We start from the raw sequence: 23,671 nt of genomic DNA on the forward strand, positions 1-23,671 counted from the left end.
CACACCGGACAACGCACCACGACACCGTCGAGAAGGACCCCGCCCACACGGCCGTGAATGCATCGGCCGACGGGTCGGGCAGCGGGCGCCCGCTGGTCGCCAGCGACCTCGACCGCACCCTCATCTACTCGCGCCGAGCCCTCCACCTCACCATGCCCGACGCCGAGGCCCCCCGACTGCTGTGCGTCGAGGTCTACCAGGGCGGGCCCCTGTCGTACCTCACCGAGACGGCAGCCGCACTGCTGACGCGACTGGCCGACGAGACCGACTTCGTACCGGCCACCACCCGCACCCGGGAGCAGTACACGCGCATCCGGCTCCCCATCCCCACCCCCCGGTACGCCATCTGTGCCAACGGCGGCCACATCCTCGTCGACGGAGTCTCCGACCCCGATTGGCAGCGGCAGGTGACGGCCCGACTCGCCGATGAGTGCGTCCCCCTCGCCGAGGTGCGCGCCCATCTGATCGCGACCTCCGACCCGGCTTGGCTGCGCAAGGAACGCGTAGCCGAGGACCTCTTCGCGTACCTCGTCGTCGAACGCGAACTGCTCCCCGCCGACTGGATCAAGGAACTCGCGGCCTGGGCAGGCCCTCGGGGCTGGGCCGTCTCCCTCCAGGGCCGCAAGATCTACGCCGTACCGCAGCCGCTCACCAAGAGCGCTGCCGTACGGGAGGTGGCCCGGCGCACCGGGGCGCAGCGGGTGCTCGCGGCCGGTGACTCCCTGCTCGACGCCGACCTGCTGCTCGCGGCGGACCGCGGCTGGCGGCCCGGCCACGGTGAACTCGCGGACTCCGGCTGGAGCGCCCCCCATGTGGAGGCATTGGCGGAGTCGGGCGTACTGGCGGGCGAGGAGATCATCCGCAGGTTCCTGGCAGGCTGAGCGCACGAGCGACCGACGGCTCCACCGGAGTCCGTCGGTCGCTCGCAGCGGGGGGTGTTGCCGCGTGGTTCTCGGTGAGGTCGCTACTTGCGGCGGGAGCCGGCGCCCGGCTTCATCAGCCGCACCACGATGAACGCCAGCACACCCACCACCGCGGCGATCAACACCACCTTGGAGTAGGTGGAGACGTATCCCGCGACCTCTTCCCAGTTCTCGCCCAGCGCGTACCCCGCCAGGACGAACGCCGTGTTCCAGATCGCGCTGCCGAGCGTCGTGAGCGTCAGGAACAGCGGGAGCGGCATCCGCTCCACACCGGCCGGAACCGAGATCAACGACCGGAAGACCGGAATCATCCGGCCGAAGAAGACGGCCTTGGCACCATGCCGGGCGAACCAAGCCTCCGTGCGCTCAATGTCCGAGACCTTCAGCAGCGGCAGTTTCGCCGCGATGCGCACCGTACGGTCCCGACCGAGCAGCGCTCCGATCCCGTACAGGGCGAGCGCACCGACCACCGATCCGGCGGTCGTCCACAACAGGGCGGCGATCAACCCCATGTGTCCCGTACTGGCGGCGAAACCGGCCAGCGGCAGGATCACCTCGCTCGGCAGCGGAGGAAAGAGGTTCTCCAGGGCGATCAGTATGCCCGCCCCCGGCGCACCGAGGGTCTCCATCATGCTGTTGACCCAGCCGGGAGCACTGCTCTCCAGGCCCGCCGCACTGCTAACGATCATGTGATCCATGAGCTCCACGCTAGAAAACCGCAGCTGAAGGGAGTCTGAAGAGGGCCTCGGCCCATGCTGCGCGTCTACCCCAGTGTGCGGGACTCATGGCTGGCTGATGTTCTGGATCATGGCGAAGGCAGCAGGACGGACCCTTGTGCATGCGGTCGATCGGCGCTGACCGGGATACCAGCAGACGAAAAGGATCCCACTGCGGGTCCTCATCGAGCCGAGGTGCCACTCTCACGGCCCCCGGTGCGCGCTTCCCGACCTTCAGAGCCTGCGTCCGCGGCCACCACGAGTGGAGAGCCGGGTGGTGCCGTCAGTTGTTCGTGGATCTGGGAAGCACTGGGATTCACGGTTGGGGGTTGTTCATGGGGCAGGGCGGCCCCGGGCACCGAGAACAGCGGCCCGGAGCTGCTCCGAGAGACGGTCACTTTCGCCAGAACAAATGGTGCACCACTCCGCTGGGGCTGGGCACGACGTCCAGGTGGAACCGGTCGAGCAGCTCATCGGGGGACTCCCAGAGCCGTACTCCGGATCCGAACTCCACTGGTGAGACCGCCACGTGCAGGGTGTCGACGAGGTCGGCGTCGAGGAACTGCCGGATGGTGGTGGCTCCGCCACCGAGTCGGACGTCCTTGCCCTGTGCCGCCTCCTTGGCCTGTTCGAGAACCGCGGCAGGGTCGCCGTCGACAAAGTGGAACGTGGTGTCGGAGAGCGTGAACGACGGACGCTTGTGATGGGTCAGGACGAACACCGGGGTACGGAAAGGGGGCTCATCACCCCACCAGCCCTGCCACTCATGGTCCTGCCAGGGCCCGCGCTGGGGGCCGAACTTGTTGCGGCCCATGATCTCGGCACCGATGTTGCGCGCGTAGTCCCGCGTGAGGTAGTCATCCAGGCCCCGGCTCCCCCCGGGTTCGGTGCGCATGGGCCAGCTTGCCGTGGCGCCGGCCCAGGCGAACAGCCTCCCGGGATCGACATGACCGAATGGTCTTTCGAGGGTCTGGTCGTCACCGGCACCGATGCCGTCACTTGAGACGTTGAAGTTCTGGACTCTCAGTAGCTGAACCACGCGTTCCTCCTTTGATGGGGCGATAACAGTGGTGAGACTCTTTGGGTCAGGCAAACTCATCGCCCTCTCTGCGGCCGGTCAGAGATTCGGCTGACCAGCGCGCTGAGCTGTGAGATTGCGCGCCTTCGGCAGGCTCCCGAGGTGAGTGGCATCCGCCCCTTTGGCCCTGCCACGATCTGCTCGGTCTGGAGGAATTCTCGGCCGTGCGAGCCAGTGCGGCATCCCGAGTGCGGCAGATCCCGCCGGCATTGCTCGGCGGCTGCCGCCGGGAAGCCCGATAGATCCAGGCGCCTGTACCCCAACAGCGGTCGCGGGGCCATGGAAGGCGCGTGTCGGACATACCGCGGGGCAGCGCTCCTGCCCCGTACACGAGGAGCCTTCGCGGGTGTTGACTCCTGGATCGGTGTCGGCGCGCTCAGAGACACAGGAACACGGCAACGAGGACGGTCACGTGGGGATGTGGACTCCACGTGGCATTCGGCAACGGAAACGGCCCCCCGGTCGCGATGACCGAAGGGCCGTAACAGGCTCTCACCTGCTCGTTCCTACTGGTGGGCGCGGACGGTTTCGAACCGCCGACATCTGCTTTGTAAGTTCGGTCCGAGTCTGCTTCTGCCGCTGTCGTCGACTGGTACGACGGTTGGGCAGGGACGCTGGCGTACGCTCCCGTCCTGCGTCGTTGATGTCAGTTGTTGATGTCAGAAGCCATCTGATCCGTAGCTCTAGCCGGATCGGTCAGGGGCGGCCATACCGGCCGTTACGAGGACCCGGAGAGACGGTGGCGGGCGGGGGCGGTTGCTGTGGTTGCGGTACGCCGCTGCTGTACAGCGGCCCTATCCATGGGCGGATCCTTTGGACCCACGTCACCCTCGTCATTGCTCGGTCTTGGCCAGCGGACAAGAGGCAGCAACATTTCCCCGATCATGACCCCAACGTCGCGCTTCACGGGCAGGCCCACTGACTGCCCGACTCGCCATAAGCTTACGGGGCCATGATCAGCGCTCCCAGAGCAGCTCCAGCGAAAAGCCGCTCCACCGACCTACTCGCCTGACGCTGATTCATCGGCACGGGGCGCATCTTCCGAACCAAGTTCTTTCGCTCTAATGAATGAAGGCACCTCACTCGCGACCTCGGCGTAGATTGGATTAGTCGCCAAATCAATTAGGGTGAGCTTCTGGCGAGCCAGAAGCTCCTCGATTAGCCTGACAGCCTCTTCACTTTCTCCAATCAGAACCTTTTTACAGTGAACAAACTCCTCCGAGAGCCCGCTAACATCCCATTCCTCAACCTCTCCCCTGATCGCATCTGGACCATATTTTCCCCTCCTGGCCGTCCAACTCAGCAACTGCGCTCGCAGATGCACCCCCCTATTCAAATCTCCTCTCAGGAGGTACGCACTGAGCGCCTCGACAACACTCCACGCCTTACGCCTGACCGCGATATCAGAAATTCTGATCAGCACAGATGACAACTCCCTGGCCTCCCGCTTATGCAGCTTACCTGCCACATCCGCAGAAAGCAGAATTCCCAGCGCCAGCAGCCCCTGCACTCCCTCCGCGAAATACTGTTTGTCAATTTTCAGCTTTGCACCCAGCTTTACCTCGCCACCGTTGCCGCCTAGATCATTGATAATGGACAGATAGATGCGATTTACCACGCCACCGTTGTGGACAACTAGATTTCTCCGGGCAAACACTTCTCTGGTCGACGGCCAGTCAATTGGTAGATCCTCCATGGAAACACCCTTAACAGCTTTCCCCAGCCACCTCCCCCAGCCATCCACGCTGTCACGCATCAGCGCAGCAATGCGCCGCTCGACTAGGAACTCCCGCGCATCATCCATCGAGGCGAATTCCGCCAATTCCTGAAGGGAGAATTTATATTCAGATTCATTCAATGCTGACTTATTTACGCGATAGACCCTTTCAGCGAGTCTCCCGAAAAGAACCTCGAACGTCGATACCGCAGATACCAGGAGGGACTTCCTCAGCATGTCTTCGCGAGGGTCGGCCTTAACGCCCATGATGCTATCGAAAATTACCTGACCGAACGCGCTGGATGCATTCGCGCTACGGAAGGAGAATGATTTCCCATCCGCCTCGCCATCAGCCTTTTCGTGTACCTCGCCGCCCTCTTTTCGTTGAGCGACACCATCCCGATTCTCAAAGATTTTTCCGAGCGATCCACCAAACCACTCCACCGCCCGTGAAAATTCGGCATACTCATCCTCCGAGAGGAGGTGTCGATGCAAATCCATGAATGCAAAAATCTCACTCTCCTGGCGTTGCACCATTTCTGGAATGAGGGTTTCACTCACTTGGAGGAATGAAAACATTTGCGCACTAAAATCCTCAATGGCGATGCACCAATCAGCCATCTTGCGATTTTTGGAGTCGGAAATGATCACAGGTTCTCCCTTTAGCTCCCGGGTTTCAGGGTCAGCTATGACAGGATTCCACGCCTCGGGTTGCAATGTGAACGATTCTGTCTAAAAGACCTGCAAACTGCCCGGCGTTGCCAACTGCCGGTGGCAGACCACTTCACGCCTCAACCCACCACTCGCCTCGGCTTCCATCCCGTCCGCCTTCGACCCACACGTCGTGGAGCGGGCGTGGTTCAGGGCGTCAAGGTGGAGCGCGCCACTGTACGAACGACCTTGACGCCCTGGGCCGCGACTGCTCGGCTCTGCCTGGGTCGAAGGCGGTCGGGATGGGAGCCCCACGACGCTCGCCACGCTCCGGCCAGCACTCGCGAACGGCGCCCCGTCCATCCCGGAGTCTGAGCGCCCCCGCCGGAGGCATCATCGTGAAGCCGCGGGCTTGGTTCTCGTCTTAGAGGTCGTTTTCTCCCGTTGTTTCATCCCGTTGTGCGAATTTGATCCGGTGATGTCGGGTCGCGCCAGGAGATGGTGCTCTCGCCGGTGAGGCGGCGGGCCATCAGGTCGGTCATGGCCAGGTGGATCATGGCTTCGGAGCGGGCCGGGAGTGTCTCGTAGTCGCGGGCCAGGCGGCGGTTCAGCATGAGCCAGCCGTAGGTCCGCTCCACGGCCCAGCGCTTGGGTATGGGAGTGAATCCCCTGGTCCCTGCCTTGCGGGTGGTGATTTCCATGTCGATGCCGAGGGTGGCGGCGCGCTCGACGAGGTGCTTGCGGTAGCCGCCGTCCACCCAGGTCTTGCGGATCGCGGGGTGGTCGGCGGCGACCTGGTCGAGCAGGCGGGTGCCGGCGCTGGAGTCCTGCACGCCGGCCGCGGTGACCAGGACCGCGAGCAGGAGGCCGAGGGTGTCGGTCACGATGCTGCGCTTCCTGCCCACGATCTTCTTGGCGTTGTCCGTGCCCTGGCTCGTGGCGGGAACGCTGGTGGAGGTCTTCACGCTCTGTGCGTCGATCACACATGCCGAAGGCTCGGCAGTGCGGCCCTCCCGCTCGCGCACCAGCTTCCGCAGGAGGCCGTTGAGCTGGGCGAAGACGCCGTCACGCTGCCACTTGGCGAAGTAGCCGTAGACGCTGTTCCAGTGCGGGAAGTCGTGCGGCAGGTAGCGCCACTGGACGCCGGTGCGGTCCACGTACAGGATCGCGTTCATGATCTCGCGCAGGTCGAGATCGGCGGGCCGGCCGAAGCCCAGCGCCCGACCGTGGCGCTCGTAGCGCCACGCGGACAGCACCGGCTCGATCAACTCCCAGCGGGCATCGGACAGATCACTCGGATACGCACGACGGTCAACCATGAACTGGGCATACCGCCAGTTTGGGGCGTGCGCCCAGGCGTGCGTTCGCTCGCATGGAAGCACGGAACAGACCCGGGCGTCCTGGAATGAGACAGGCGCAAGCCGCTCTCTGCCCCAGGTGCCACACCACTCGTCACCACATCCACGACCAACCCGACTACTTCACCAGCACCAGATCGCCGGATGATAGAAAAGCGTCTATATAGCAATCATTAAGGTGAAAACGACCTCATAGAGGTCGTTTCTTATGGTGTGATCGTTCGTTGAACCGTGCATGACGGATCTCATCGAGCGGCTGGTGCCGGACGAGTTGTGGGTGCTGTTCCGGCGGGTGGTGCCACCGACGGTGGTGATACGTCCGCAGGGCGGTGGCCGGCGTCGGGCGGGTGACCGCGAAGCCCTGGCGGCGATCATCTTCGTGGCGACCTCGGGCTGCACCTGGCGGCAACTGCCGCCAGTATTCGGCCAGAGCTGGCAGACGGTCTACCGCCGGTTCGCCCAGTGGAGCCGGGACAGAGTCTGGGCGAAGCTCTACCGCGTGATCCTCGACGAACTCGGAGCGAGAGGTGAGCTGGACTGGTCGCGGTGCGCAATCGACTCGGTCGGCCTGCGGGCCGCAAAAGGGGGCCACTGACGGGACCGAATCCGACCGACCGTGGCAAGCTGGGATCGAAAATCCACCTGATCTGCGACCGGAACGGGCTGCCGCTGTCCCTGGGCATCTCCGGCGCGAACATGCACGACAGCCAGGGCCTGGAGCCGCTCGTGCGCGGCATCCCACCCATCCGCTCCCGCCGGGGCCCGCGGCGCCGGCGGCCGGCGAAACTGCACGCCGACAAGGGCTACGACTACGACCACCTGCGCCGATGGCTCCGTCAGCGGGGTATCCGTCCTCGCATCGCCCGCAGGGGCGTCGAGTCCTCGCAGCGGCTGGGCCGGCATCGGTGGGTGGTCGAGAGAACCGTGTCCTGGCTGGCCGGTTGCCGACGGCTCCACCGCCGCTACGAACGCAAGGCCGAACACTTCCTCGCCTTCGTCGGCATAGCCGCAACCCTCATCAGCCACCGCCGACTCGCCCGCCTGGATGCGCAAGGGCATTCAGTGTGAGGTTCCAACGCTGCTGGTCCAGACGCGCAAGGGCGTGATCTCAGGCTCTGGCATGGCCTGCTCCAAGCGGCTCTCCGCGTCGTCCAGGTCCGCCCAGGCGACGACGCCGGGCATGCTGTCGGCCAGAAACCCCTCGACGACCGGACCAAGATGGTCGGAAACCACATAGGTGCCGTTGAAGGGCAACTCATCCGGAGGGACAGAGCCGGTCGAGCACCGGAGCTGCCCGGCCTGCCTGTCGTGCCACACATAGAACGTCGCTACTCCGGAAAAGCCCAGCTCGCGAATGCGTTCCCGGATGCCGGCAGCAGTCTGCTCGAAGGCAGCGGCCACCTCGACAGAGGACAACGACCGCCGGTCCTCGTCCTCTGCATCCAGCGACCAGGTGTTGGTCTCCCACTCCACCCGCCGGTCACCCGGCTCCAACACCAACGGCTCTTCGGCCACCTCAGCGATCCATGTCAACAGCACTGAAGCAGTATCCCCGCATGGAGTGACCCAAGCACCACCATAAGAAACGACCTCTTATGCCCCACGGGCCTATCCAGTTGTGGGCGCGCGACGGCGGCGGCAGCGCCGAGCGGGCCGAAGGCAGGAGCGCGGGCGCAGCCAGAGCCGGGAAGCGCGCCCGGCGGAGCGGAGCGCAGCCGGGTGCCTTGAACCCGTAGAGAAAGTTTGAATCATGTGTGGCGCCTGGGCCGTCGACGGTTCTTGATCCGGGCTCTGTTCGCGGGTGGTGTAGAACCCTGGGTATGGGGAGTGAACGACAGGAGCGGCTGAATGCCCTGGGGGCTCGGCTTCGGGCTCTGCGGGCTGATGCCGGTATGACAGGTGCGGTGTTGGCTGGGCGGGCAGGGGTTGGTCAGCCGACCGTGTCCAAGGTGGAGAACGGCCGGATGGTGCCGAGTGTCGATGTCCTCGACCGGCTGTCGCGTGCTCTCGAACTCGATGGGACCACAAGCGGCGAAGTGCGTGAATTGCTGGATGCCGTCGAACGCGCGTCGGCCACCGCTCTCGATGGTTCAACCTCGCCACTCGACGAAGCGATTCGTGGCTCACGCCTGGTGCGGTCGTTCCAGTGCGTCGTTCTACCAAGTCTTCTTCAAAGTGCCGAGTACGCACGACATGTATTTGCGAGCCGGCCCAATCTTGATGCTGAGGCTGTCGGCCGTGCGGTCGCCGACCGAGTCGAACGCCAGAGTCTGTTGTACGAGCCGGGTCGCGAGTCCGTGTTCGTGCTGACCGAAGGGGTGCTGCGGACATGGCCAGGCACTCCGGCGCTGATGCTCGCGCAGTTTGATCGGCTCCTCGCAGTCGAGAGTCTGACGACCGTTCGGCTCGGCGTCATCCCCTGGGACCGACCGGTTCCGGTGCTCCCACCGCACGGGTTCACTCTCTGCGATGCGGGCGCGGTCGTTGTGGAGGAGTTCCGAGGGGAGCACGTCACCTCGACCCCGGACGAAGTTCGGAGCTGCGAGGGACAGTTCGCCCAGTTGCAAGCCGCTGCCCTCTTCGATGGTGACGCACGTCAGCTTCTGTTGCGGGTGATGGAGGAGTTTCGACAGATGGACAACCCGATCACCCCTTAGAGGAATAATTCCTCTACATGCCTGGATGGTCGCCGCATCTAGGCATACTCTGCGCCTCGTGCTGTCTAGCCCCCTGGACGAGGAGTGTGCTCGTGTTCGCACATTGGTTCCGCGCCTTCCCTGGCCGGCCTGAGCAAGTGGCCGAAGCGCGTCGATTCGTCGCAGCCTTACTTCAAGGCTGGGGTTCCGTCGACGACGCCGTCCTCGTGGTCAGCGAGCTGGCCGCCAATGCCGTCAACCACACGGTGAGCGGGGCGGAAGGGGGGAGATTCCTCGTCTCCGTGAACTTCAGCCCCGACCATGTCCGGATCGCGGTTGAGGACCAGGGCGCCCCGTCCATCCCGCGCTTGAAGGAAGCCAGCATGAGGGATGAGGGCGGTAGGGGCCTGGTGCTGGTCTCCGCGTACGCGAAGGACTGGGGCGTGGAGCCGTCTCCTCACGGCACGGCGGTCTGGGCCGATTTCGTCCGGGACCCTTCATGACCGAGTCGCCGTCCATGGGTTCCTGGCGTCGGCGAGTGGGCCGGTCTTGAGTCCTCGGGGCGTACCTCGCTACAGATCGGGCCTCTACGTCGTCTGCGCTCACTCCGGCGCCCGCCTACACCCCATTCCGTCTAGGGCCCTAGACTCGCCTGTGAGGCTGAGAGGTGAGGCGATGTCCGACGAACTGCGGCGCATCATGGCGATCGATGACCCCTATCGGTTGCTGCGTGAGGTCACGACCCGCCTTGCCGAAGCTCAGCAGGAGGTCACAGAGCTTGCCCGGCTCCGTCGGCGCGTGGTCCAGGATCTTCACGCGCAAGGGCTGTCGTATGCACAGATCGCGACGGAAGCCGGTCTGAGCCGTGGTCGCATCCACCAGATTCGGCACACCGGGCCAGCGCCTGAGGGTGCCTTCCTTGGCACTGGCCCGGTCAGGATCGCCACGCCACTGCGGCGAGACGATGATCGCGGTCGCACGGTTGTCGCCGTGGACGATGTGACATCGGGCAAGGGGCTTGAGGATCTGGCCCGGTCCTTCGGCTTCGATGTGGTCTCCGAGCATGTTCCCGTTGATGGCGGCATCGATCTCGACCGGGACGGCCTTGTCGTCGTCTGCGGACCCCGGATGTCTCAGGCCATGTGGGACACCTATGCCAAGGACCCCGTTCTGCGCTGGGAGCGGGCGGAAGACGGGCCGTGGACCATCGTCGACAGCCGTACCGGCAAGGTGCACCGCTCGGGGCAGGACAGTCACCCGTCCGGGCCCTATGACGTGGGGTATCTCGGGCGCCTGCCACGCCCTGACGGTCAAGGCTCCCTGCTAGCCATTGCCGGCATCCACACTCAGGGTTCACTCGGCGTCGTCCAACTGCTGGCGTCTGACCTGAGCGCGCTGTGGGGGCAGGTCGGTGAGCGCCGGTTCTCCACGCTCGTGGGTGTCGAGTACGACCCCGAGACGAGTGAACCGCGGTCCGTTGAACTGCTCTGCCCGCTCTACCAGCATGAGGAGAGCGAGGGGTGAGGATCACCCTCGGTTCGGAGCCAGGTGTTCCGGACCGGGAGAACGAGGATTTCGCCGCCGCGGTGTTCGGTGCGGCGGTTCTCCTCGACGGGGCGGGCGTGACCGAGGGAACTCCCATCGGCTGTACGCACGGGGTCGCCTGGTTCTCCGGGACGCTGGGCGCCCTCCTCCTCCGCTCGATCGCAGCGACTCCGCGACGGTCCCTCGTCAACTGCCTGGCGGACTGCCTGCGGGAGGTCCGGGCCATGCATGAGGGGACCTGCGACCTCTCCCATGCCGCGAGTCCTTCCAGTACGGTCCTCGCCGTCCGGCGCTATAGGGGCTTCTTCGAGTACCTGGTCCTGGGTGACTCGTCCATCGTCCTTGCGGACGGTGAGGGTGATTGCACCGCCGTCACCGATCGTCGCCTCGACGAAGTGGGCGCACCGTTCCGCAGGCTGATGGACACTCTCCCGACCGGCGGGCAGGAACATACTCGGGCTCTGGCCGCCTACAGACAAGAACTCAGCCGGTACCGCAACCGGCCGGGTGGATTCTGGATCGCCGGCACCGATCCGGAAGCGGCACAACACGCGCTGACCGGGGCCGTGCCCGTCGAAGAGATCGCGTCCGTGACGCTGCTGAGCGATGGGGCGAGTCGATTGGTTGACCGCTTCCAACTCATCGACTGGGCTGAACTCGTGACCCTTCTCGATACCGAGGGACCGCACTCACTGATCGGTCGGGTACGGGAAGTGGAAGGCCAGGACCCCGAGGGGCGGCGCTGGCCGCGCGGAAAGACTCAGGACGACGCAACCATCCTGCACTGGTCCGTCCGCTAGCGCTCAACATCGTTCGTATACCCCCCTAGACAGTTACCCTTGGCTTCCTTTACCTTGGACGTATACCCCCCTAGACAGATCAGGCGGGCCACCTCTCTGCTGTCTAGGGGGGTATACGGATGCGATCAACAGACCTGAGAGGCACAAAACATGCGCGTCATCCCCGTGGACACCTCGACCGCGACACTCCTCGTCACCAAGCTCCCCGAAGTCAAGGTGAAGGACCGTCAGACCGGTGAGGTCGCCGTGGACCCGCAGACCAACCAGCGGCTCATGGTGGTCGAGTTGGTCTTCATCGCTCAAGGCGGCTCGGACATGATCAAGGTGACGGTTCCTGAGCCGGGCATCGGGGACGGGCTGGCCATGGGGGCTCCCGTCATCCTGTCCGGACTGGTGGCCCGTCCCTGGGAAAGCGAGTTCGCCGGACGGGCCCGGCACGGCATCGCCTTCCGGGCAGACGCATTGATGGTGAGCGCTCCCGCTCCGGTGCAGGGCTGATCGCCGTGTCCACAACGGCCATGTACACACTGATCAGCGGCGTGGCAGTGCTCGGCGCGTTACTGGTCGCTCGCCGTCGCTTCCCGGTTTTCTTCTGGTGGCTCGTCGGATATCCGGTCACCGCAGTTCGGGTGACCGTCTCCTACCGGGCCACCATGGACGCCTGCGGGCTGACGGTTCCCGCCTCCGCCATGCGTCGGGCGACCGCTCGCATGGTGGGGCGACAAGCGGCACCGGTCGCACCTCGTCATTCCCTCCCGCGGCCGACCGGCTCGGGTCTGGTGATGCGGCTCCGACTGGCGGCCGGCCAGTCTCCGGAGGACTTCACCGCCTCGGCCGACCGGCTGCGCCACGCCTGGGCGGCCCATGCCGTCCATATCCGTCCCATCAAACCAGGATGGCTCGAACTCCGGCTCGTCGGCTGGGACGTACTCGCCGACGTGGACCCCGTGAACCGGACGCGTCCCGAACATCTGCGCTTGCCCCTGGCACTACGGGAAGACGGTGACTGGCACGTTCGGGACTTCCGCACCGTCCCACATGAACTGATCCTCGGCGCCACACAGTCCGGGAAATCCGTCTACCTGCGCAACCTGCTCTGCGGACTGGCGCGGCAACGCGTCGCGCTGGTCGGCATCGACTGCAAATGGGGCGTGGAACTGGCCCCGTTCTCAGCGCGGTTGTCGGCTCTCGCGGACACTCCCGACGCTGCGAACGACCTGCTCGACGCGCTGGTAGAGGAGATGGAGGGCCGCTTTCGTTCGATCGGCTCCGCACGCTCGGACCCTGCGAACGCCATACTCACCTCGGACGTCTGGGGGCTGCCCGAAGAACTGCGTCCGGTACCGATCGTGGTCGTCGTGGACGAAGTCGCGGAACTGTTCCTCGCCGCGGGCAAGGAGGACGAGAAACGACGGGACGCGATGGTCACCAAGCTGATCCGGCTGGCCCAACTCGGCCGGGCCGCCGGGATGTATCTGGAGGTGTGCGGGCAACGCTTCGGCTCCGAACTCGGCAAGGGCGCCACCATGCTCCGTGCCCAACTGACCGGCCGGTTCTGCCACCGCGTCAACGACGAGTCGTCCGCCAACATGGCTCTCGCCGACATCGCTGCCGAAGCGGCTCTCGCCGCGACCACCCTTCCCGCTGAGCGCCCCGGTGTGGCCATCGTCGGCGACTCCTCCGGCGGTTGGGCCCGTGTCCGCTCGCCCTACCTGTCCCTTGACGACGCTGCGGCCGTCTGCCGCGAAACGTCCACCCTGGCCCCCTACCTCCCTGGCCTCGCGCCCTTCCGCCCTGTGACCTGGTGACACCTCCCCGGTCCGTTCCGGCGACCCGCTAACCGCGCTTTCTCCGTAGGCATGACGACCTCACGCCATGCCCCTACCCCTCCCATGCCTGCGTCCGGAAGGAATCACTGTGTCTCGCCCCAGCGTCTCCGAAATCTCCGCGCTCTGTGCCGACCTGGCCGTCTACAGCAAGACGCAGAACCAGAGCTACGCGGAGCTGATGACCCGCAAGGCGGACCTGCTGGAACGCATCGCTGCCAGCACCCCCGACAACGTCGAAACGGCCGAAGTCGCACGCATCGCCCGTGAGAGGGCCAATGCCCTCTCGTCCACCGACTGACCGTTCCCGGAAGGAATCCCGTGCCCAAGCGAGCGCGCTCGGTCCGCGTGGACGCCGTACTCGTACAAGCGGTCATCGCCGGTTCCCTGTCCTTCTCCCATCTGCACGACCTCGCCGCGGCGGCCGGACAGAGCGGTTGGAAAGCCTGGGCCTATCCGGTGAGTGTGGACCTGCTCCTCGTCGCTGCGTGGCGCCGGATGCGAGAGCTTCAGCGAGCCGGCCAACCGGCCAGTGGGCCACGCCTCTGGTTCCTGATCGCGCTGGCGGCATCGCTGGGCGCCAACGTCGCCACCGCCGGGCTGCTCGATCTGAACGACGTACCCGCGTCACTGAGTGTGGTGGTCGCCGGATGGCCTGCCGTCGCCTTCTTCGGCGGAACGCTCCTCGCCCACACCTCGGCTCCGGCTCCGGAAGAGGAGACACCCACCCAATCCCTGAACGGCTCCGACGACCAGAAGGACCCGCTACCCGCTCTGTCCACAGTCGAAGAGACAACCGACGTGGCCGCTCCCCCTGCTCCCGTGTCCGCCTCCACGGTCCCGCTGCCTCCCGCCCTGATCGAACAGGCCCTGCGCCTGGCAGCGGAACAGAGGGCGGCCACCGGCCGACCCGCAGATCCCGACTCCGTACGGCTACGGCTCGGCCTGCCTCCCTCCATGACGGCGAGCGTCGCCGCCCATCTGTGAAAGGACCTGCCGCCATGCTCCCGCGCTTCCGCAACATCGTCCGCGTAGGGCCCGTGCGTGTCGCCTCGCATGTCGTACGCGGACGCAATCGGCACATGGCCGTCTGTGCTGCCCCGGGCTGCGACTTCTCCGCCGAATACGCCAACCGCGCTGCCGCCGAACTCGCGGCACGTACCCACCGCTGCTCTCCCCGCTGACCGAACGGAGACCGACATGTCCGTGTCCCTTCCGCTCGTCGTCCTGCTGGCCGTCTTCGCCTGCTTCGCCGTCCGGTTCCTCGGCGTCCGCCTCTGGGTCGTGGCCGCCCTGGTCCTCTTCGGCTTCCTGCTCTCCGAGACCGTCTTCGCCCCTCTGCTCCAAAACGTCGCGGAACTCGGCGTGAGCGTCGTCAACGACCGCTGACCGCCCTGGCCGTCCGGATCGCCACCACGCGTCTTCCCGCTGCCCCGGACGGCCCTTCCACCTCACCCGACCTCCAAGGAGGACGTTCCCCATGCCCTCAAGGGCTCCCACAGTGGCCATCCGACAACTGGCCTCCCTCGCGCGATTCGCTGACCTGGGCGCCTACGCACGACAGGTCCAGCGCCTGGGCGGCTGCGAGAGACCTGTACGGATGGAGGGGCATCGCCTCGACGTCCACGCCACCACAGGTGAGGTCGTCCGTGAGATCGCCAACCGCGATCTTCCAGCGGGGCAGCTGCTCATCCGCTGCGGCAACCGCCGTGCGACCCGCTGCACCGCCTGCGCCGAGGTGTACCGCAAGGACACCTACCAGCTGATCACCGCCGGGCTCACTGGTGGAAAGGGGATCAGCACTGAAGTCGCCAGGCACTCGCGAGTGTTCGTCACCTTCACCGCACCGTCGTTCGGCCCCGTGCACAACCGTCCCCAGGGCGGGCGCTGCCGTTGTGGCCGTGCGCACAGTGAGGATGATCCTGCCCTCGGCTGCCCGCTCGACCCACACCGGTACGACTACCGGGGCGCCGTGCTCTGGAACGCCCATGCCGGGGCGCTGTGGGCACGCTTCACCACCTATCTGAGGCAGCGGCTCGCCATAGGCGCCGGGATCAACCGCTCGGCACTGCGGCAGTCGGTCAGGGTCTCCTACGCGAAGGTGGCCGAGTACCAGCGGCGCGGGGCCGTGCACTTCCACGCCGTGATCCGACTCGACGGCCCGGACGGCGCAGAGACGGCCCCTCCGTCCTGGGCGACCACCTCGCTCCTCACCGACGCGATCCGCTCCGCTGCCCGGCTCGCCGAGGTACCCGGCCCTTTCCTCGACGGCCGCTCAGACACCTTCCGCTTCGGCGTCCAGCTCGACATCCGCCCGATCCGCTCGGCCGACTTCTCCGGCACCTCCGACCTGACCAGCCGTGCCGTGGCCGCGTACATCGCGAAGTACGCGACCAAGGGTGCCGAAAGCGCTACTGGAACCGTTGACCGCCCGATTCGCAACCCGATCACCGACCTCATCGGTACCGGAGTCACCGACCACGCCAAACAGCTGATCCTCACCTGCTGGCGCCTGGGGGCCCGTCCGGAGCTGGACGAACTGCGCCTGCGCAAATGGGCGCACATGCTCGGCTTCCGCGGTCACTTCGCCACCAAGTCTCGCGCCTACTCCACAACCCTCGGCGCCCTGCGCCAAGCACGCTCGGACCACAACGACGTGCTCACCCGAGAACGCGCTGAACAAGCCGGCTGCCCGCTGCCCGATCCGGACACGGTCCTCGTCCTCGCCCACTGGCGATTCGCCGGAACAGGACTCACCGCTGCCGAACGGCTCCTCTCACACGGAACCACCTCGTCCCCACCCAACCCTGGCGCTGATGGAAGAACACCTCATGCCTGAAGACGAGTTGCTAACCGTTCCCGACGTCATGGCCCGGCTCAAGCTCGGCCGGTCCACCGTCTACGACCTGATCCGCTCCCGCCGCCTGCCCTCGCTCACCATCGGTCGCTGCCGCCGCATCCCGGCACGCGCCATCCGCGACTACATCAGCAACGAACTGGAGGCGGCGGCCTGATGGCACAGCAACGCAAGCGCAACCCCAACGGCGCGGGCACCATCACCAAGCGCAAGGACGGCCGCTATCAGGCAGCCGTCTACGTCCTCCAGCCGGACGGCACCCGCGCACGCAAGTTCGCCTACGGCAAGACCTGGGCGGAATGCGACACCAAGCGCCGGGAACTCCTCGCCAAGGTCGACAGCGGCATCCCCGTACCCACCAACTCGGCCAAGCTCGCCGAATGGCTGCCGTACTGGCTCGACAACATCATCAAGCCTCGCCGCAAGCGGACCACCTACGCCAAGTACGAGACGCACGTCCGCCTCTACCTGGCGCCGCTGCTCGGCACCAAGCGATTGGAGTCCCTGAGCGTCGCAGACGTCAGGCGCTTCCTCGTGCAGCTGGAGAAGCTGACCACCGCGGCGACCGCCAAGGAGTCGCACCGGGTGCTGCGCACCGCTCTGACCGCTGCCTGCCGGGAGGAGTTGGTGATGCGCAATGTCGCGACGCTGGTCGAACCGCCCACGGTTCAGGCGCGGGATCTCTCACCGTGGTCGCTGGACGAGACGCTCGACTTCCTCACCGTCGCGCGTACCGATCCGCTCTACGCTGCCTTCGTCCTCGCCATCGCCCTCGGATTCCGGCGCGGTGAGATCGTCGGCCTGCGCTGGGAGAACCTCGACCTCGGCAAGCGGGAGATCCGGGTGCGCACCCAACGGCAGCGCGTGCGCGGTGAGGTGTACGAGGACGATCCCAAGGGGCGCCGCCGGAAGCAGACCCTGCCGCTCCCGGCGATCTGTGTCACTCCCCTGCGCTGGCAACGGCTGCGCCAGGCGGCCATGCGCGAGAAGGCCGGGCAGGCATGGAAGGAAACCGGATACGTCTTCACCACCCGGACCGGCCGGCCCGTCGAGCCGCGCAATCTGTACCGGTCCTTCACCCGCGTCGCCAAGAACGCCGGGCTCCGTGTGATCCGGCTGCACGACACCAGGCACGGCTGCGCGACACTCCTCACCGCGGCCGGGGTCGCTCCCCGGGTCGTGATGGAGATCCTCGGCCACAGCCAGATCGCCGTCACCATGAACATCTACACCCACGTCGTCCAGGACACCCAGCGGGAAGCGGTCAGCCACATGGACCGGCTGCTCAGGAGGCGTCCCCGGTCGTAGGTGACCACGGACGTTGATGTCAGATACGGATGTCAAAGGCCCCCAGCCATGATCGGCTGGGGGCCTTCTCCCTGGTGGGCGCGGACGGTTTCGAACCGCCGACATCTGCTTTGTAAGAGCAGCGCTCTACCCCTGAGCTACGCACCCGTGGATGAGGCAACAGCGTACATGGCGAAGGGGCCCGTCCCGCAAACGCCGGCAGCGAGGCCCGGCGGGGTGCCTGGTTCGACCGGTGGGCGGCAGGTGTGGTGGTGGGGGGCTATCCCCACCTCGGAAACGGTAGGCGGCCGGATCGTCGAGGGGTTCCGGGCTGCCTAGCGTGGGAGGACATCGGGCGGACCGGAACGAACAGCCCGACACATCAGTCAGAGCAGCAGGGGGAACGATCACCATGGCCGCACGCTCGACGCGCATCACCACCATCGCCGCCCGTCGGCGGTCCCGGATCGGACGCGGGCTCGTGGTGCTCGCGGGAGGTGGCGGGTTGTTGTTCGCTCTGGTCGGCTGTGGGAGCGCCGACGCGGAAGCGGCTCCCGTGGAGCGCAAGTCGTTCCCCCTGGACGGGGAGTCCTTGACCATCGACAGTGACAACTCCTCCATCAAGGTCGTCGCCGACGATGTCAAGGATGTCGAGGTCACCCGACAGGTCGACGGATGGGTCTTCATCGGCAGTGGGCCGGAACCCTCCTGGAAGATGGTGGACGGGCGGCTCACCCTGCGGCTGAACTGCGACGCCGTGGCCAGCGACTGCCAGGCGCAGCACACGATCAAGGTTCCGCGGGGGGTCGCCGTCACCGTCGAGGACGACAACGGTGGTGTCACCGCCAGTGGATTCACCACACCGCTGAAGATCAAGTCGGACAACGGTGACATCACCGTGCGTGATTCGTCCGGTGATCTGGCGCTCAAAACCGACAACGGCAAGGTGTCCACCCAGGGCGTCTCCGGCAAGCGGATCAAGGCCGAGTCGGACAACGGCGCCGTCAGGATCGCCCTGAAGGACGGGGCCGTACCGGAGCGGCTGGAGACCGTGTGCGACAACGGGGACATCGACATCAGGCTCCAGCGCGCCGGAGCCCCGTACGCCGTGGAGGCCAAGTCAGACAACGGCTCCACCCGGGTGGACGTGCCCACTGACGCGGAGAGTGCCCGGGTGGTGAACGCGCGCAGCGACAATGGCTCGGTCAAGATCCGACTGGCCGGATGATCGAAGTCGAGTGGCGTTCGCGAACCATCTGACCCGTGTGTTCGTCATTACCTGGTGGGACAATGAACCAGGTACGGCGACGCAGCACGGGAGAGGGATGTGACGGCGACACAGACGCAGCCGCAGGGAAGAGCGCGTGCGAATGCCGTCCGGGGTGTCCTCGATCTCATCGGGTTGGTGTGGTTGCCGCTGCCGCTCGCGGTCGCCGTGCTGACCGGTTCGTTCACCGGCGGTGGACAGCGTCGTTGGTTCGGTGGGCGCGCCGAGAGCCAGCGGGCCGAGGCCCAGGCGGCGAAGGACGCCGCGGCAGCCGCCTTCTACGACCTGGACACGGCACAGCGCGACCTTCGGATCTCGATCGAGACGATCACAGCGGTGGACGACTCGCCCGCGGCGCAGCGGGCGGTCGCGGAGTTCACGGCGCTCGGTGGACGGATCGACGAGGCGAGCCATCAGTACATCGGCGCCGTCGACGCGCATGATCTCGACCGGGACGATCTGGAGGCCGCCGTCGCCTCCCGGGCTCGTGGTGGGCTCAACCGGGCCAAGGACGAGCTGGTGCGGGTCAAGGCCGAGCTGGATCGGTTCGCCGCCGGGCTGGGCCCGCTGCTGGACAAGGCCGAGACACAGCTCGCACGGCTCGTTCCGGCCGTGGAGCGGGCGAGGTCAGCGCTGCTGGCTGCGAGCAATGCCCTGGATGCGGTGCGTGAATCGGGGTTCCGGGCGCCTGACCTGGCCGGTCGGCTGGCCAGCCTGGCGCCGGAGCTCACCAAGCTCAACCAGGGCGCGGGGCAGCACGGTGTCGCGGAGACCATCCACCGGGCGGATCGAGTGCTGCGTGACGCCGAGTCCGTACGGGCGGAGGCCGAGCGGCTTCCCGAGCGAGCCGCGGAGATCGACAAGCGTCTGGTCTCGTTGCGGACGAGGGCCCAGGCCCTGACCACGCGGGCCGAGTCCGTCGAGCCGGTTCTGAGCGAGTTGCGGCGACGGTTCTCCGCGGAGTGCTGGCAGGACCTCCAGCCCGTCCCCGATCAGGCCGCGCGGAACATCCACCAGGCCGAGGAGAAGCTCAGCGAGGCCGCAAAGGCCCGGGACGAGCAGCGCTGGCCGGATGCCACGGCGTTGCTCAGTACCGTCCGTGCCCTGCTGAACACCACTGACGAGGCGGTTTCCGCTGCTGGTGAGCGGCTTCAGCGGCTCAATGCGGTCGCCGAGGATCCGCAGCAGGAGATCGATCGGACGCGCTTCGCCGTGCGGGACGCCCAGCGGCTCGCGATGGCCGGTCGCAACACCCCGGACGTCCGTCATGCGCGCCCGCTCGACGAGGCCGTGGCCCGGCTCCAGCGGGCCGTCGATTCGCTCTCGGGCCGGCACCCCGACTACTGGCACTTCCTGACCGAGACGGAGGCGGTGCGGCGGACCGCTGCTCGGGTCGTCGAGCAGATCCGTGAGGAGCGCGGCTCCGGGACCGGCTGAGCCGGGTCGCAGTTGTCCGGGGCGGGGCGCTGGCGGATGCTTGGGGGTACGGGTACGTACTCAAGGAGGCCGGACATGGCCGCACACGTACTGCATCGCAAGGATTCCCGTTCGCGCCGGGTCCGGTTCGACGAGCACCTTCCGGTGGACCACCGGCTGAGCCGCGTCTACCGTGTGGGCGCCGGGCTGATGGGTCTGTTGTTGCTGGTCTTCGGCATTCTGGGCTTGATCGACAAGATCGGCTTCTTCGACACCCAGGGCAACACGGTCGCCGGGTTGAACACCAATGGTGCGTTGAGCGTGCTGTCGATCTGTGTCGGAGTGCTGCTGTTCGTCGGCATGGTCATCGGCGGCAATTTCGCCTCGACGCTGAACATGGTGCTCGGCATTGCGTTCATCGGGAGCGGTTTCATCAATCTGGCGCTGTTGGACACCAGCTTCAACCCGTTGGCGTTCGAGATCCAGAACGTGCTGTTCAGTTTTGTCGTCGGTGTGCTGCTGATGTTCTTCGGCATGTACGGGAGGGTCAGTTCGACGCTGCCGCACGACAATCCCTACTGGCGGGCCAGACATCCCGAGCAGCGCGGACCCAGCGCGGACATGGCAGCGACCACGCCCGATGCCGCAGACGCCCTGGCCCGGTCGAGAACCGGAGGGGGCCATGGACCGACCGCGTAGCCTGAGCACATGCCTCGTTACGATTTCCGCTGCCGCAGTTGCGGCGACACCTTCGAAGTGAACCGGCCCATGGCCCAGTCCTCCGACCCGGCGAGTTGTCCTGCCGGGCACGAGGACACCGTGAAGTTGCTGTCGACCGTCGCCGTGGGAGGGACTTCCTCGGCACCGGCACCGCAGTCGGGCGGCGGCGGTGGCGGTGGGTGCTGCGGCGGGGGTTGCTGCGGCTGACCAGCGCCTCCTCCGCCCCGTACGGCCCGTCGAAAAGCATCACCCGGCACCATCGGCGCGTAGGGTCCGCGCCGATGTGTCGAGGTGCCCGCTGAAGCCGATGCCCGTCGGCGCGTGACCCGCTGCCCGGTCCCCGCGTTCACCGTGGCATGACCGATCTTTCCGAAGTCCTTGAAGAACTCGTCCAAGAGCCGGGGGAGCCGCTGCCGCTGCTCACCTTCGGTGAGGCTCGTGCCGTCGTCGTGCTCCTCGGGCTGCTTGCTCAGGCCGGGACGGACGAGGGCGGTGTGGCTGCGGAGTTGCGGGATCGGATCGCCAGACGGATCGGGTGAGGGAGGGCTGGCTCAGTTGCTGCGCGAGTCCGTGGCGACCACCCAGACCGTCGCCAGGGCCAGCGCTGCCCAGAGCACCCAGAGCCAGATCGGGGTGGTGACCAGGAGTGTGGTGCCGGCGAGGGCGATCAGGCTGGCCAGTGTGCACAGGACGAGTCGGTTCGTCGTTGCCGTCATCGGTGGTCCTCCGGGGTGAGGCGGGTCGGGTGCTCGTGCGGCCGGGTGCATCGGGAGGAGTTTCCCAGGAGTGCCGGCCCGGCGCAGTGGTCCGCGGGAGACGGCGTCGGGTCGCCCCTGTGGGGGTACGCGCTGCCATCGGGAAATCGCGTCCGGCTCCGGCGCCGCGCTGTTCGGCTTCGCGCTGTTCACCGTGTCCCTGCGCCAGGTGTAGAGCTGTCAGGCTCTCTGCGAGCCTGACACCCGGAAGAAGAACCGGGCGCGCCTCAGCGGGACTTCAAGAAGCGCGGCACCACCACCGTGACGAGGGCGACGACACCGCCGCTCGTGGCCATCCACAGATCATCCGTCAGTAGGTATCCGATGCCCGTGCAGACGAGTGCGATAACGACCCCACCGAGGTAGTCGGCCATATCGGGCTCCTTGGGACCGGTGGCGATGGTGAAGCCCCGTGGCCTCACCGATGGATGCTCTCAGGTGGACACGGGGTGCTGGGGCGGAGGGTTCCCCGCCGTGGACGGTTGGTTGGTGTCGGGCGGCGGCCACCTCGCAGTGCCGGTGCCTTCCCAGAGCGACCGGGGCCTAGAGTCCTGTCGAACGTTCTCGTTCCGGGGTGGGGAGGGGCACTTCGATCGTGCTGTCGTACGGGAGCGAGGGGAGTTGGGGGTGATCGGTCGTGGTCGCCTTCGGGCGGGGGCCGTCACGGGCCTTGTGTTGGTGCTCTACGGCGGGGTCTGGTTCCTCGGCGGACTCTCCGTCGCCGACCTCGCGCGCCACCCGGTCGGCTCGCTCTATCTGACGCCCGACACCGAGCCCTCCAACGGGACTCCGGGGCTGCTCTGGGCCTCCTTCGTCGCTCTGTTCCTCGGTCCGATGGTCCATGGGTGGGCGCGGTCGGCGCTCGCGCGCGGGTGGGGTGGGACGGCAGCCTCGGTGGTGCCGTTGGCCGTCTTCGGTACGAGTGTCGGTACCGGGTTCTGTCTCGGGGCCGGTGCGCTGTGGGTCCTGGCACCCGACCCGGGCACTGACGTCGACGGCGCGGGCCGTCGTGGTGCGCCCTGGGGGCTGGGGGAGTGGGCGGCATGGACCGCGCAGTGGTGGGCACCTCTGGTGGTGCTCGCGTTCGTCGTCGTACGGATCCTCGTCATCGTGGCGGCCTCGGCCCGTGACGCCCATCGGGAGGCCCGTGCGCACGAGGTCATGGCGAGCGGAGTGTGCACGACCGGGCGGGTCATCGAGGTTTCGGAGACGGGGACGGAGGGGGGCAAGCCGCGGATTCGGTTTGCCGTCGTGTTCACGGACCGTGGTGGTGCGGAGCGCAGGGTCATCCGCTACGAGTCGTTCGACCGGACAGAGGTTCCGCAGGTGGGGGAGGGTGTCACCGTCTGGTTCGACCCTGAGGACCCGGATGATCACGATGTGATCAGCGTGGCCGCCGCCGCGGTGGGCGATGGGCGGTCACCCGCCCGGGAGAAGTAGCCGGGGAGCGGACCGAGTGCGGCAAGGCGGTGAACGCCCCACGGGTGCGATCCCGTGATCGTATGGTTTTCACTGGCGTGCTGTGGCCTGGCCGGGTGCGCCGAAGACCGGGCCCGGCTCCACGGTCGGGCCGACGAGCGGTGAGGAACGAGGGCGGATCTCCGATGACCACCGGATGTGTGAGCGTGTCACCTGCGGCGCCGGGTCGGCTTCGATGAGCGGCCCCTGGGCGCCGGATGCGCCGGGTGTGCTGCGGCTGCCCTCCGGGAGGACCATCCGCGGGCGTGGTCTGCGACGGCCGTTGCCCGACGGGGACACCCCGGATTTCGCCGTGTACCTGCTGGGGCGGCAGCCACCCGAGGTGGCCTGGCGGTCCCGCTGGCTGCCGTGGCCCGACTTCCGGCTGCCACGCGACCGCGAGCTGGCCCGAGAGCTCTTCGCGGAGCTGTGGGAGCGGGCTGCGCACGAGCGGGTGGAGGTCGCCTGCGAGGGTGGTCGGGGGCGGACCGGGACCGCGCTCGCCTGTGTGGCCGTGCTCGACGGTTGTCCCCCCGATGAGGCGGTCGCCTTCGTACGCGCAGGCTATGACCGACATGCAGTGGAAACACCGTGGCAGCGTAGATATGTAAGGAATTTCCCTGTGCTACCCCACGCATCGAGTCCCAGAGAGGCAGACTGA

Annotated in this window: 29 protein-coding genes and 1 tRNA gene; 22 read left to right on the forward strand and 8 right to left on the reverse strand. The window is 66.8% G+C overall.

The window, feature by feature from the left end:
- Positions 1-152: 152 nt before the first annotated feature.
- Entirely contained in the window at positions 153-881 is a 729-nt protein-coding gene (locus ACFXJL_RS11040) for an HAD family hydrolase (protein ID WP_384691389.1), read from the forward strand.
- Positions 882-964: 83 nt separating this feature from the next.
- On the opposite strand, the gene ACFXJL_RS11045 is transcribed toward ACFXJL_RS11040, so the two are convergent.
- From ACFXJL_RS11045 to ACFXJL_RS11060, 4 genes are all read right to left on the reverse strand, one after another.
- Positions 965-1,612 carry a DedA family protein gene (locus ACFXJL_RS11045; RefSeq protein WP_358882197.1) on the reverse strand — a complete coding sequence of 216 codons (648 nt, stop codon included), beginning with the start codon at positions 1,610-1,612 and terminating at the stop codon, positions 965-967.
- Positions 1,613-2,033: 421 nt separating this feature from the next.
- Positions 2,034-2,678, reverse strand: coding sequence for a dihydrofolate reductase family protein (locus ACFXJL_RS11050; protein ID WP_358882196.1), 645 nt, complete (start codon positions 2,676-2,678; stop codon positions 2,034-2,036).
- 1,039 nt (positions 2,679-3,717) lie between these two features.
- Positions 3,718-5,085 carry a hypothetical protein gene (locus tag ACFXJL_RS11055; protein WP_384691175.1) on the reverse strand — a complete coding sequence of 456 codons (1,368 nt, stop codon included), beginning with the start codon at positions 5,083-5,085 and terminating at the stop codon, positions 3,718-3,720.
- A gap of 449 nt (positions 5,086-5,534) precedes the next feature.
- On the reverse strand, positions 5,535-6,404 hold the full coding sequence (locus ACFXJL_RS11060) for an IS5 family transposase (RefSeq protein WP_384691178.1): 870 nt from the start codon (positions 6,402-6,404) through the stop codon (positions 5,535-5,537).
- 274 nt (positions 6,405-6,678) lie between these two features.
- Here ACFXJL_RS11060 and ACFXJL_RS11065 point away from each other — a divergent pair.
- Positions 6,679-7,511, forward strand: a protein-coding gene (locus tag ACFXJL_RS11065) for an IS5 family transposase (protein ID WP_384691181.1) whose coding sequence is annotated in 2 segments (ribosomal slippage) — positions 6,679-7,015 and positions 7,015-7,511 — 834 coding nt in all. Because the reading frame shifts where the segments join, the coding sequence is not laid out codon by codon here.
- Here ACFXJL_RS11065 and ACFXJL_RS11070 read toward each other — a convergent pair.
- Positions 7,503-7,958: a hypothetical protein gene (locus ACFXJL_RS11070; protein ID WP_384691184.1), complete on the reverse strand. Its 456-nt coding sequence runs from the start codon at positions 7,956-7,958 to the stop codon at positions 7,503-7,505. The genes ACFXJL_RS11065 and ACFXJL_RS11070 overlap by 9 nt on opposite strands.
- A 305-nt stretch (positions 7,959-8,263) precedes the next feature.
- Between ACFXJL_RS11070 and ACFXJL_RS11075 the strand changes: the two genes are divergently transcribed.
- The 13 genes from ACFXJL_RS11075 (at position 8,264) to ACFXJL_RS11135 (ending at position 17,415) form a co-directional block, all read left to right on the forward strand.
- On the forward strand, positions 8,264-9,100 hold the full coding sequence (locus ACFXJL_RS11075; protein WP_384691392.1) for a helix-turn-helix domain-containing protein: 837 nt from the start codon (positions 8,264-8,266) through the stop codon (positions 9,098-9,100).
- 92 nt (positions 9,101-9,192) lie between these two features.
- Complete coding sequence (locus ACFXJL_RS11080) at positions 9,193-9,582, forward strand: ATP-binding protein (RefSeq protein ID WP_384691186.1); 390 nt, start codon at positions 9,193-9,195, stop codon at positions 9,580-9,582.
- Between the two features lie 172 nt (positions 9,583-9,754).
- On the forward strand, positions 9,755-10,603 hold the full coding sequence (locus ACFXJL_RS11085) for a sigma-70 family RNA polymerase sigma factor (RefSeq protein WP_384691189.1): 849 nt from the start codon (positions 9,755-9,757) through the stop codon (positions 10,601-10,603).
- On the forward strand, positions 10,600-11,424 hold the full coding sequence (locus tag ACFXJL_RS11090) for a protein phosphatase 2C domain-containing protein (protein WP_384691191.1): 825 nt from the start codon (positions 10,600-10,602) through the stop codon (positions 11,422-11,424). The genes ACFXJL_RS11085 and ACFXJL_RS11090 overlap by 4 nt, the downstream gene beginning before the upstream one ends.
- A 150-nt stretch (positions 11,425-11,574) precedes the next feature.
- Positions 11,575-11,922 (forward strand): hypothetical protein, encoded by a 348-nt coding sequence (locus tag ACFXJL_RS11095; protein ID WP_384691194.1) that lies wholly within the window; start codon positions 11,575-11,577, stop codon positions 11,920-11,922.
- 20 nt (positions 11,923-11,942) lie between these two features.
- Positions 11,943-13,232: an FtsK/SpoIIIE domain-containing protein gene (locus ACFXJL_RS11100; protein ID WP_384691197.1), complete on the forward strand. Its 1,290-nt coding sequence runs from the start codon at positions 11,943-11,945 to the stop codon at positions 13,230-13,232.
- A 109-nt stretch (positions 13,233-13,341) separates the two neighbouring features.
- Positions 13,342-13,551: a hypothetical protein gene (locus ACFXJL_RS11105; RefSeq protein WP_384691199.1), complete on the forward strand. Its 210-nt coding sequence runs from the start codon at positions 13,342-13,344 to the stop codon at positions 13,549-13,551.
- Positions 13,552-13,571: 20 nt separating this feature from the next.
- The gene (locus ACFXJL_RS11110) at positions 13,572-14,237 is read left to right on the forward strand and encodes a DUF2637 domain-containing protein (RefSeq protein ID WP_384691202.1); all 666 of its coding nucleotides are present in this window, start codon (positions 13,572-13,574) and stop codon (positions 14,235-14,237) included.
- Between the two features lie 14 nt (positions 14,238-14,251).
- Positions 14,252-14,434, forward strand: a complete 183-nt coding sequence (locus ACFXJL_RS11115; RefSeq protein ID WP_384635708.1) for a mobile element transfer protein — start codon at positions 14,252-14,254, stop codon at positions 14,432-14,434.
- A 16-nt stretch (positions 14,435-14,450) separates the two neighbouring features.
- Positions 14,451-14,639: a hypothetical protein gene (locus tag ACFXJL_RS11120; RefSeq protein WP_384691205.1), complete on the forward strand. Its 189-nt coding sequence runs from the start codon at positions 14,451-14,453 to the stop codon at positions 14,637-14,639.
- Positions 14,640-14,730: 91 nt separating this feature from the next.
- Positions 14,731-16,089 (forward strand): replication initiator, encoded by a 1,359-nt coding sequence (locus ACFXJL_RS11125; RefSeq protein ID WP_384691211.1) that lies wholly within the window; start codon positions 14,731-14,733, stop codon positions 16,087-16,089.
- Positions 16,082-16,264: a helix-turn-helix domain-containing protein gene (locus ACFXJL_RS11130; protein WP_384691214.1), complete on the forward strand. Its 183-nt coding sequence runs from the start codon at positions 16,082-16,084 to the stop codon at positions 16,262-16,264. Before ACFXJL_RS11125 ends, ACFXJL_RS11130 begins: the two co-directional genes overlap by 8 nt.
- On the forward strand, positions 16,264-17,415 hold the full coding sequence (locus tag ACFXJL_RS11135) for a tyrosine-type recombinase/integrase (protein WP_384691217.1): 1,152 nt from the start codon (positions 16,264-16,266) through the stop codon (positions 17,413-17,415). Before ACFXJL_RS11130 ends, ACFXJL_RS11135 begins: the two co-directional genes overlap by 1 nt.
- 72 nt (positions 17,416-17,487) lie before the next feature.
- On the opposite strand, the gene ACFXJL_RS11140 is transcribed toward ACFXJL_RS11135, so the two are convergent.
- Positions 17,488-17,562, reverse strand: a tRNA-Val gene (locus tag ACFXJL_RS11140).
- Positions 17,563-17,806: 244 nt separating this feature from the next.
- On the opposite strand from ACFXJL_RS11140, the gene ACFXJL_RS11145 reads away from it, so the two are divergent.
- The 5 genes from ACFXJL_RS11145 to ACFXJL_RS11165 all read left to right on the forward strand — a co-directional run bounded on the left by ACFXJL_RS11145 (position 17,807) and on the right by ACFXJL_RS11165 (position 21,336).
- On the forward strand, positions 17,807-18,622 hold the full coding sequence (locus tag ACFXJL_RS11145) for a DUF4097 family beta strand repeat-containing protein (protein WP_384691220.1): 816 nt from the start codon (positions 17,807-17,809) through the stop codon (positions 18,620-18,622).
- Between the two features lie 99 nt (positions 18,623-18,721).
- Positions 18,722-20,098, forward strand: a complete 1,377-nt coding sequence (locus ACFXJL_RS11150; protein ID WP_358882194.1) for a hypothetical protein — start codon at positions 18,722-18,724, stop codon at positions 20,096-20,098.
- Positions 20,099-20,173: 75 nt separating this feature from the next.
- Complete coding sequence (locus tag ACFXJL_RS11155) at positions 20,174-20,776, forward strand: DUF4383 domain-containing protein (RefSeq protein ID WP_384640765.1); 603 nt, start codon at positions 20,174-20,176, stop codon at positions 20,774-20,776.
- A 9-nt stretch (positions 20,777-20,785) separates the two neighbouring features.
- Positions 20,786-21,004 (forward strand): zinc ribbon domain-containing protein, encoded by a 219-nt coding sequence (locus ACFXJL_RS11160; RefSeq protein ID WP_358882192.1) that lies wholly within the window; start codon positions 20,786-20,788, stop codon positions 21,002-21,004.
- Positions 21,005-21,153: 149 nt separating this feature from the next.
- Positions 21,154-21,336: a hypothetical protein gene (locus tag ACFXJL_RS11165; RefSeq protein WP_384691224.1), complete on the forward strand. Its 183-nt coding sequence runs from the start codon at positions 21,154-21,156 to the stop codon at positions 21,334-21,336.
- 12 nt (positions 21,337-21,348) lie between these two features.
- Here the strand turns inward: ACFXJL_RS11165 and ACFXJL_RS11170 are convergent, their stop codons facing one another.
- Together ACFXJL_RS11170 and ACFXJL_RS11175 are read right to left on the reverse strand one after the other, a co-directional pair.
- Positions 21,349-21,513: a hypothetical protein gene (locus ACFXJL_RS11170; protein ID WP_358882190.1), complete on the reverse strand. Its 165-nt coding sequence runs from the start codon at positions 21,511-21,513 to the stop codon at positions 21,349-21,351.
- Positions 21,514-21,779: 266 nt separating this feature from the next.
- A complete protein-coding gene (locus tag ACFXJL_RS11175) occupies positions 21,780-21,974 on the reverse strand; it encodes a hypothetical protein (RefSeq protein ID WP_358882189.1) in 195 nt (64 codons plus the stop codon).
- A 205-nt stretch (positions 21,975-22,179) separates the two neighbouring features.
- Here ACFXJL_RS11175 and ACFXJL_RS11180 point away from each other — a divergent pair, with 205 nt between their 5' ends.
- Both ACFXJL_RS11180 and ACFXJL_RS11185 read left to right on the forward strand, forming a co-directional pair.
- On the forward strand, positions 22,180-22,992 hold the full coding sequence (locus tag ACFXJL_RS11180) for a DUF3592 domain-containing protein (protein ID WP_384691228.1): 813 nt from the start codon (positions 22,180-22,182) through the stop codon (positions 22,990-22,992).
- Between the two features lie 214 nt (positions 22,993-23,206).
- Positions 23,207-23,671 carry a protein phosphatase gene (locus ACFXJL_RS11185; protein WP_358882187.1) on the forward strand — a complete coding sequence of 155 codons (465 nt, stop codon included), beginning with the start codon at positions 23,207-23,209 and terminating at the stop codon, positions 23,669-23,671.

Origin of the sequence: Streptomyces sp. NPDC059256, assembly GCF_042753785.1 — a bacterium.
Taxonomy (GTDB): domain Bacteria; phylum Actinomycetota; class Actinomycetes; order Streptomycetales; family Streptomycetaceae; genus Streptomyces.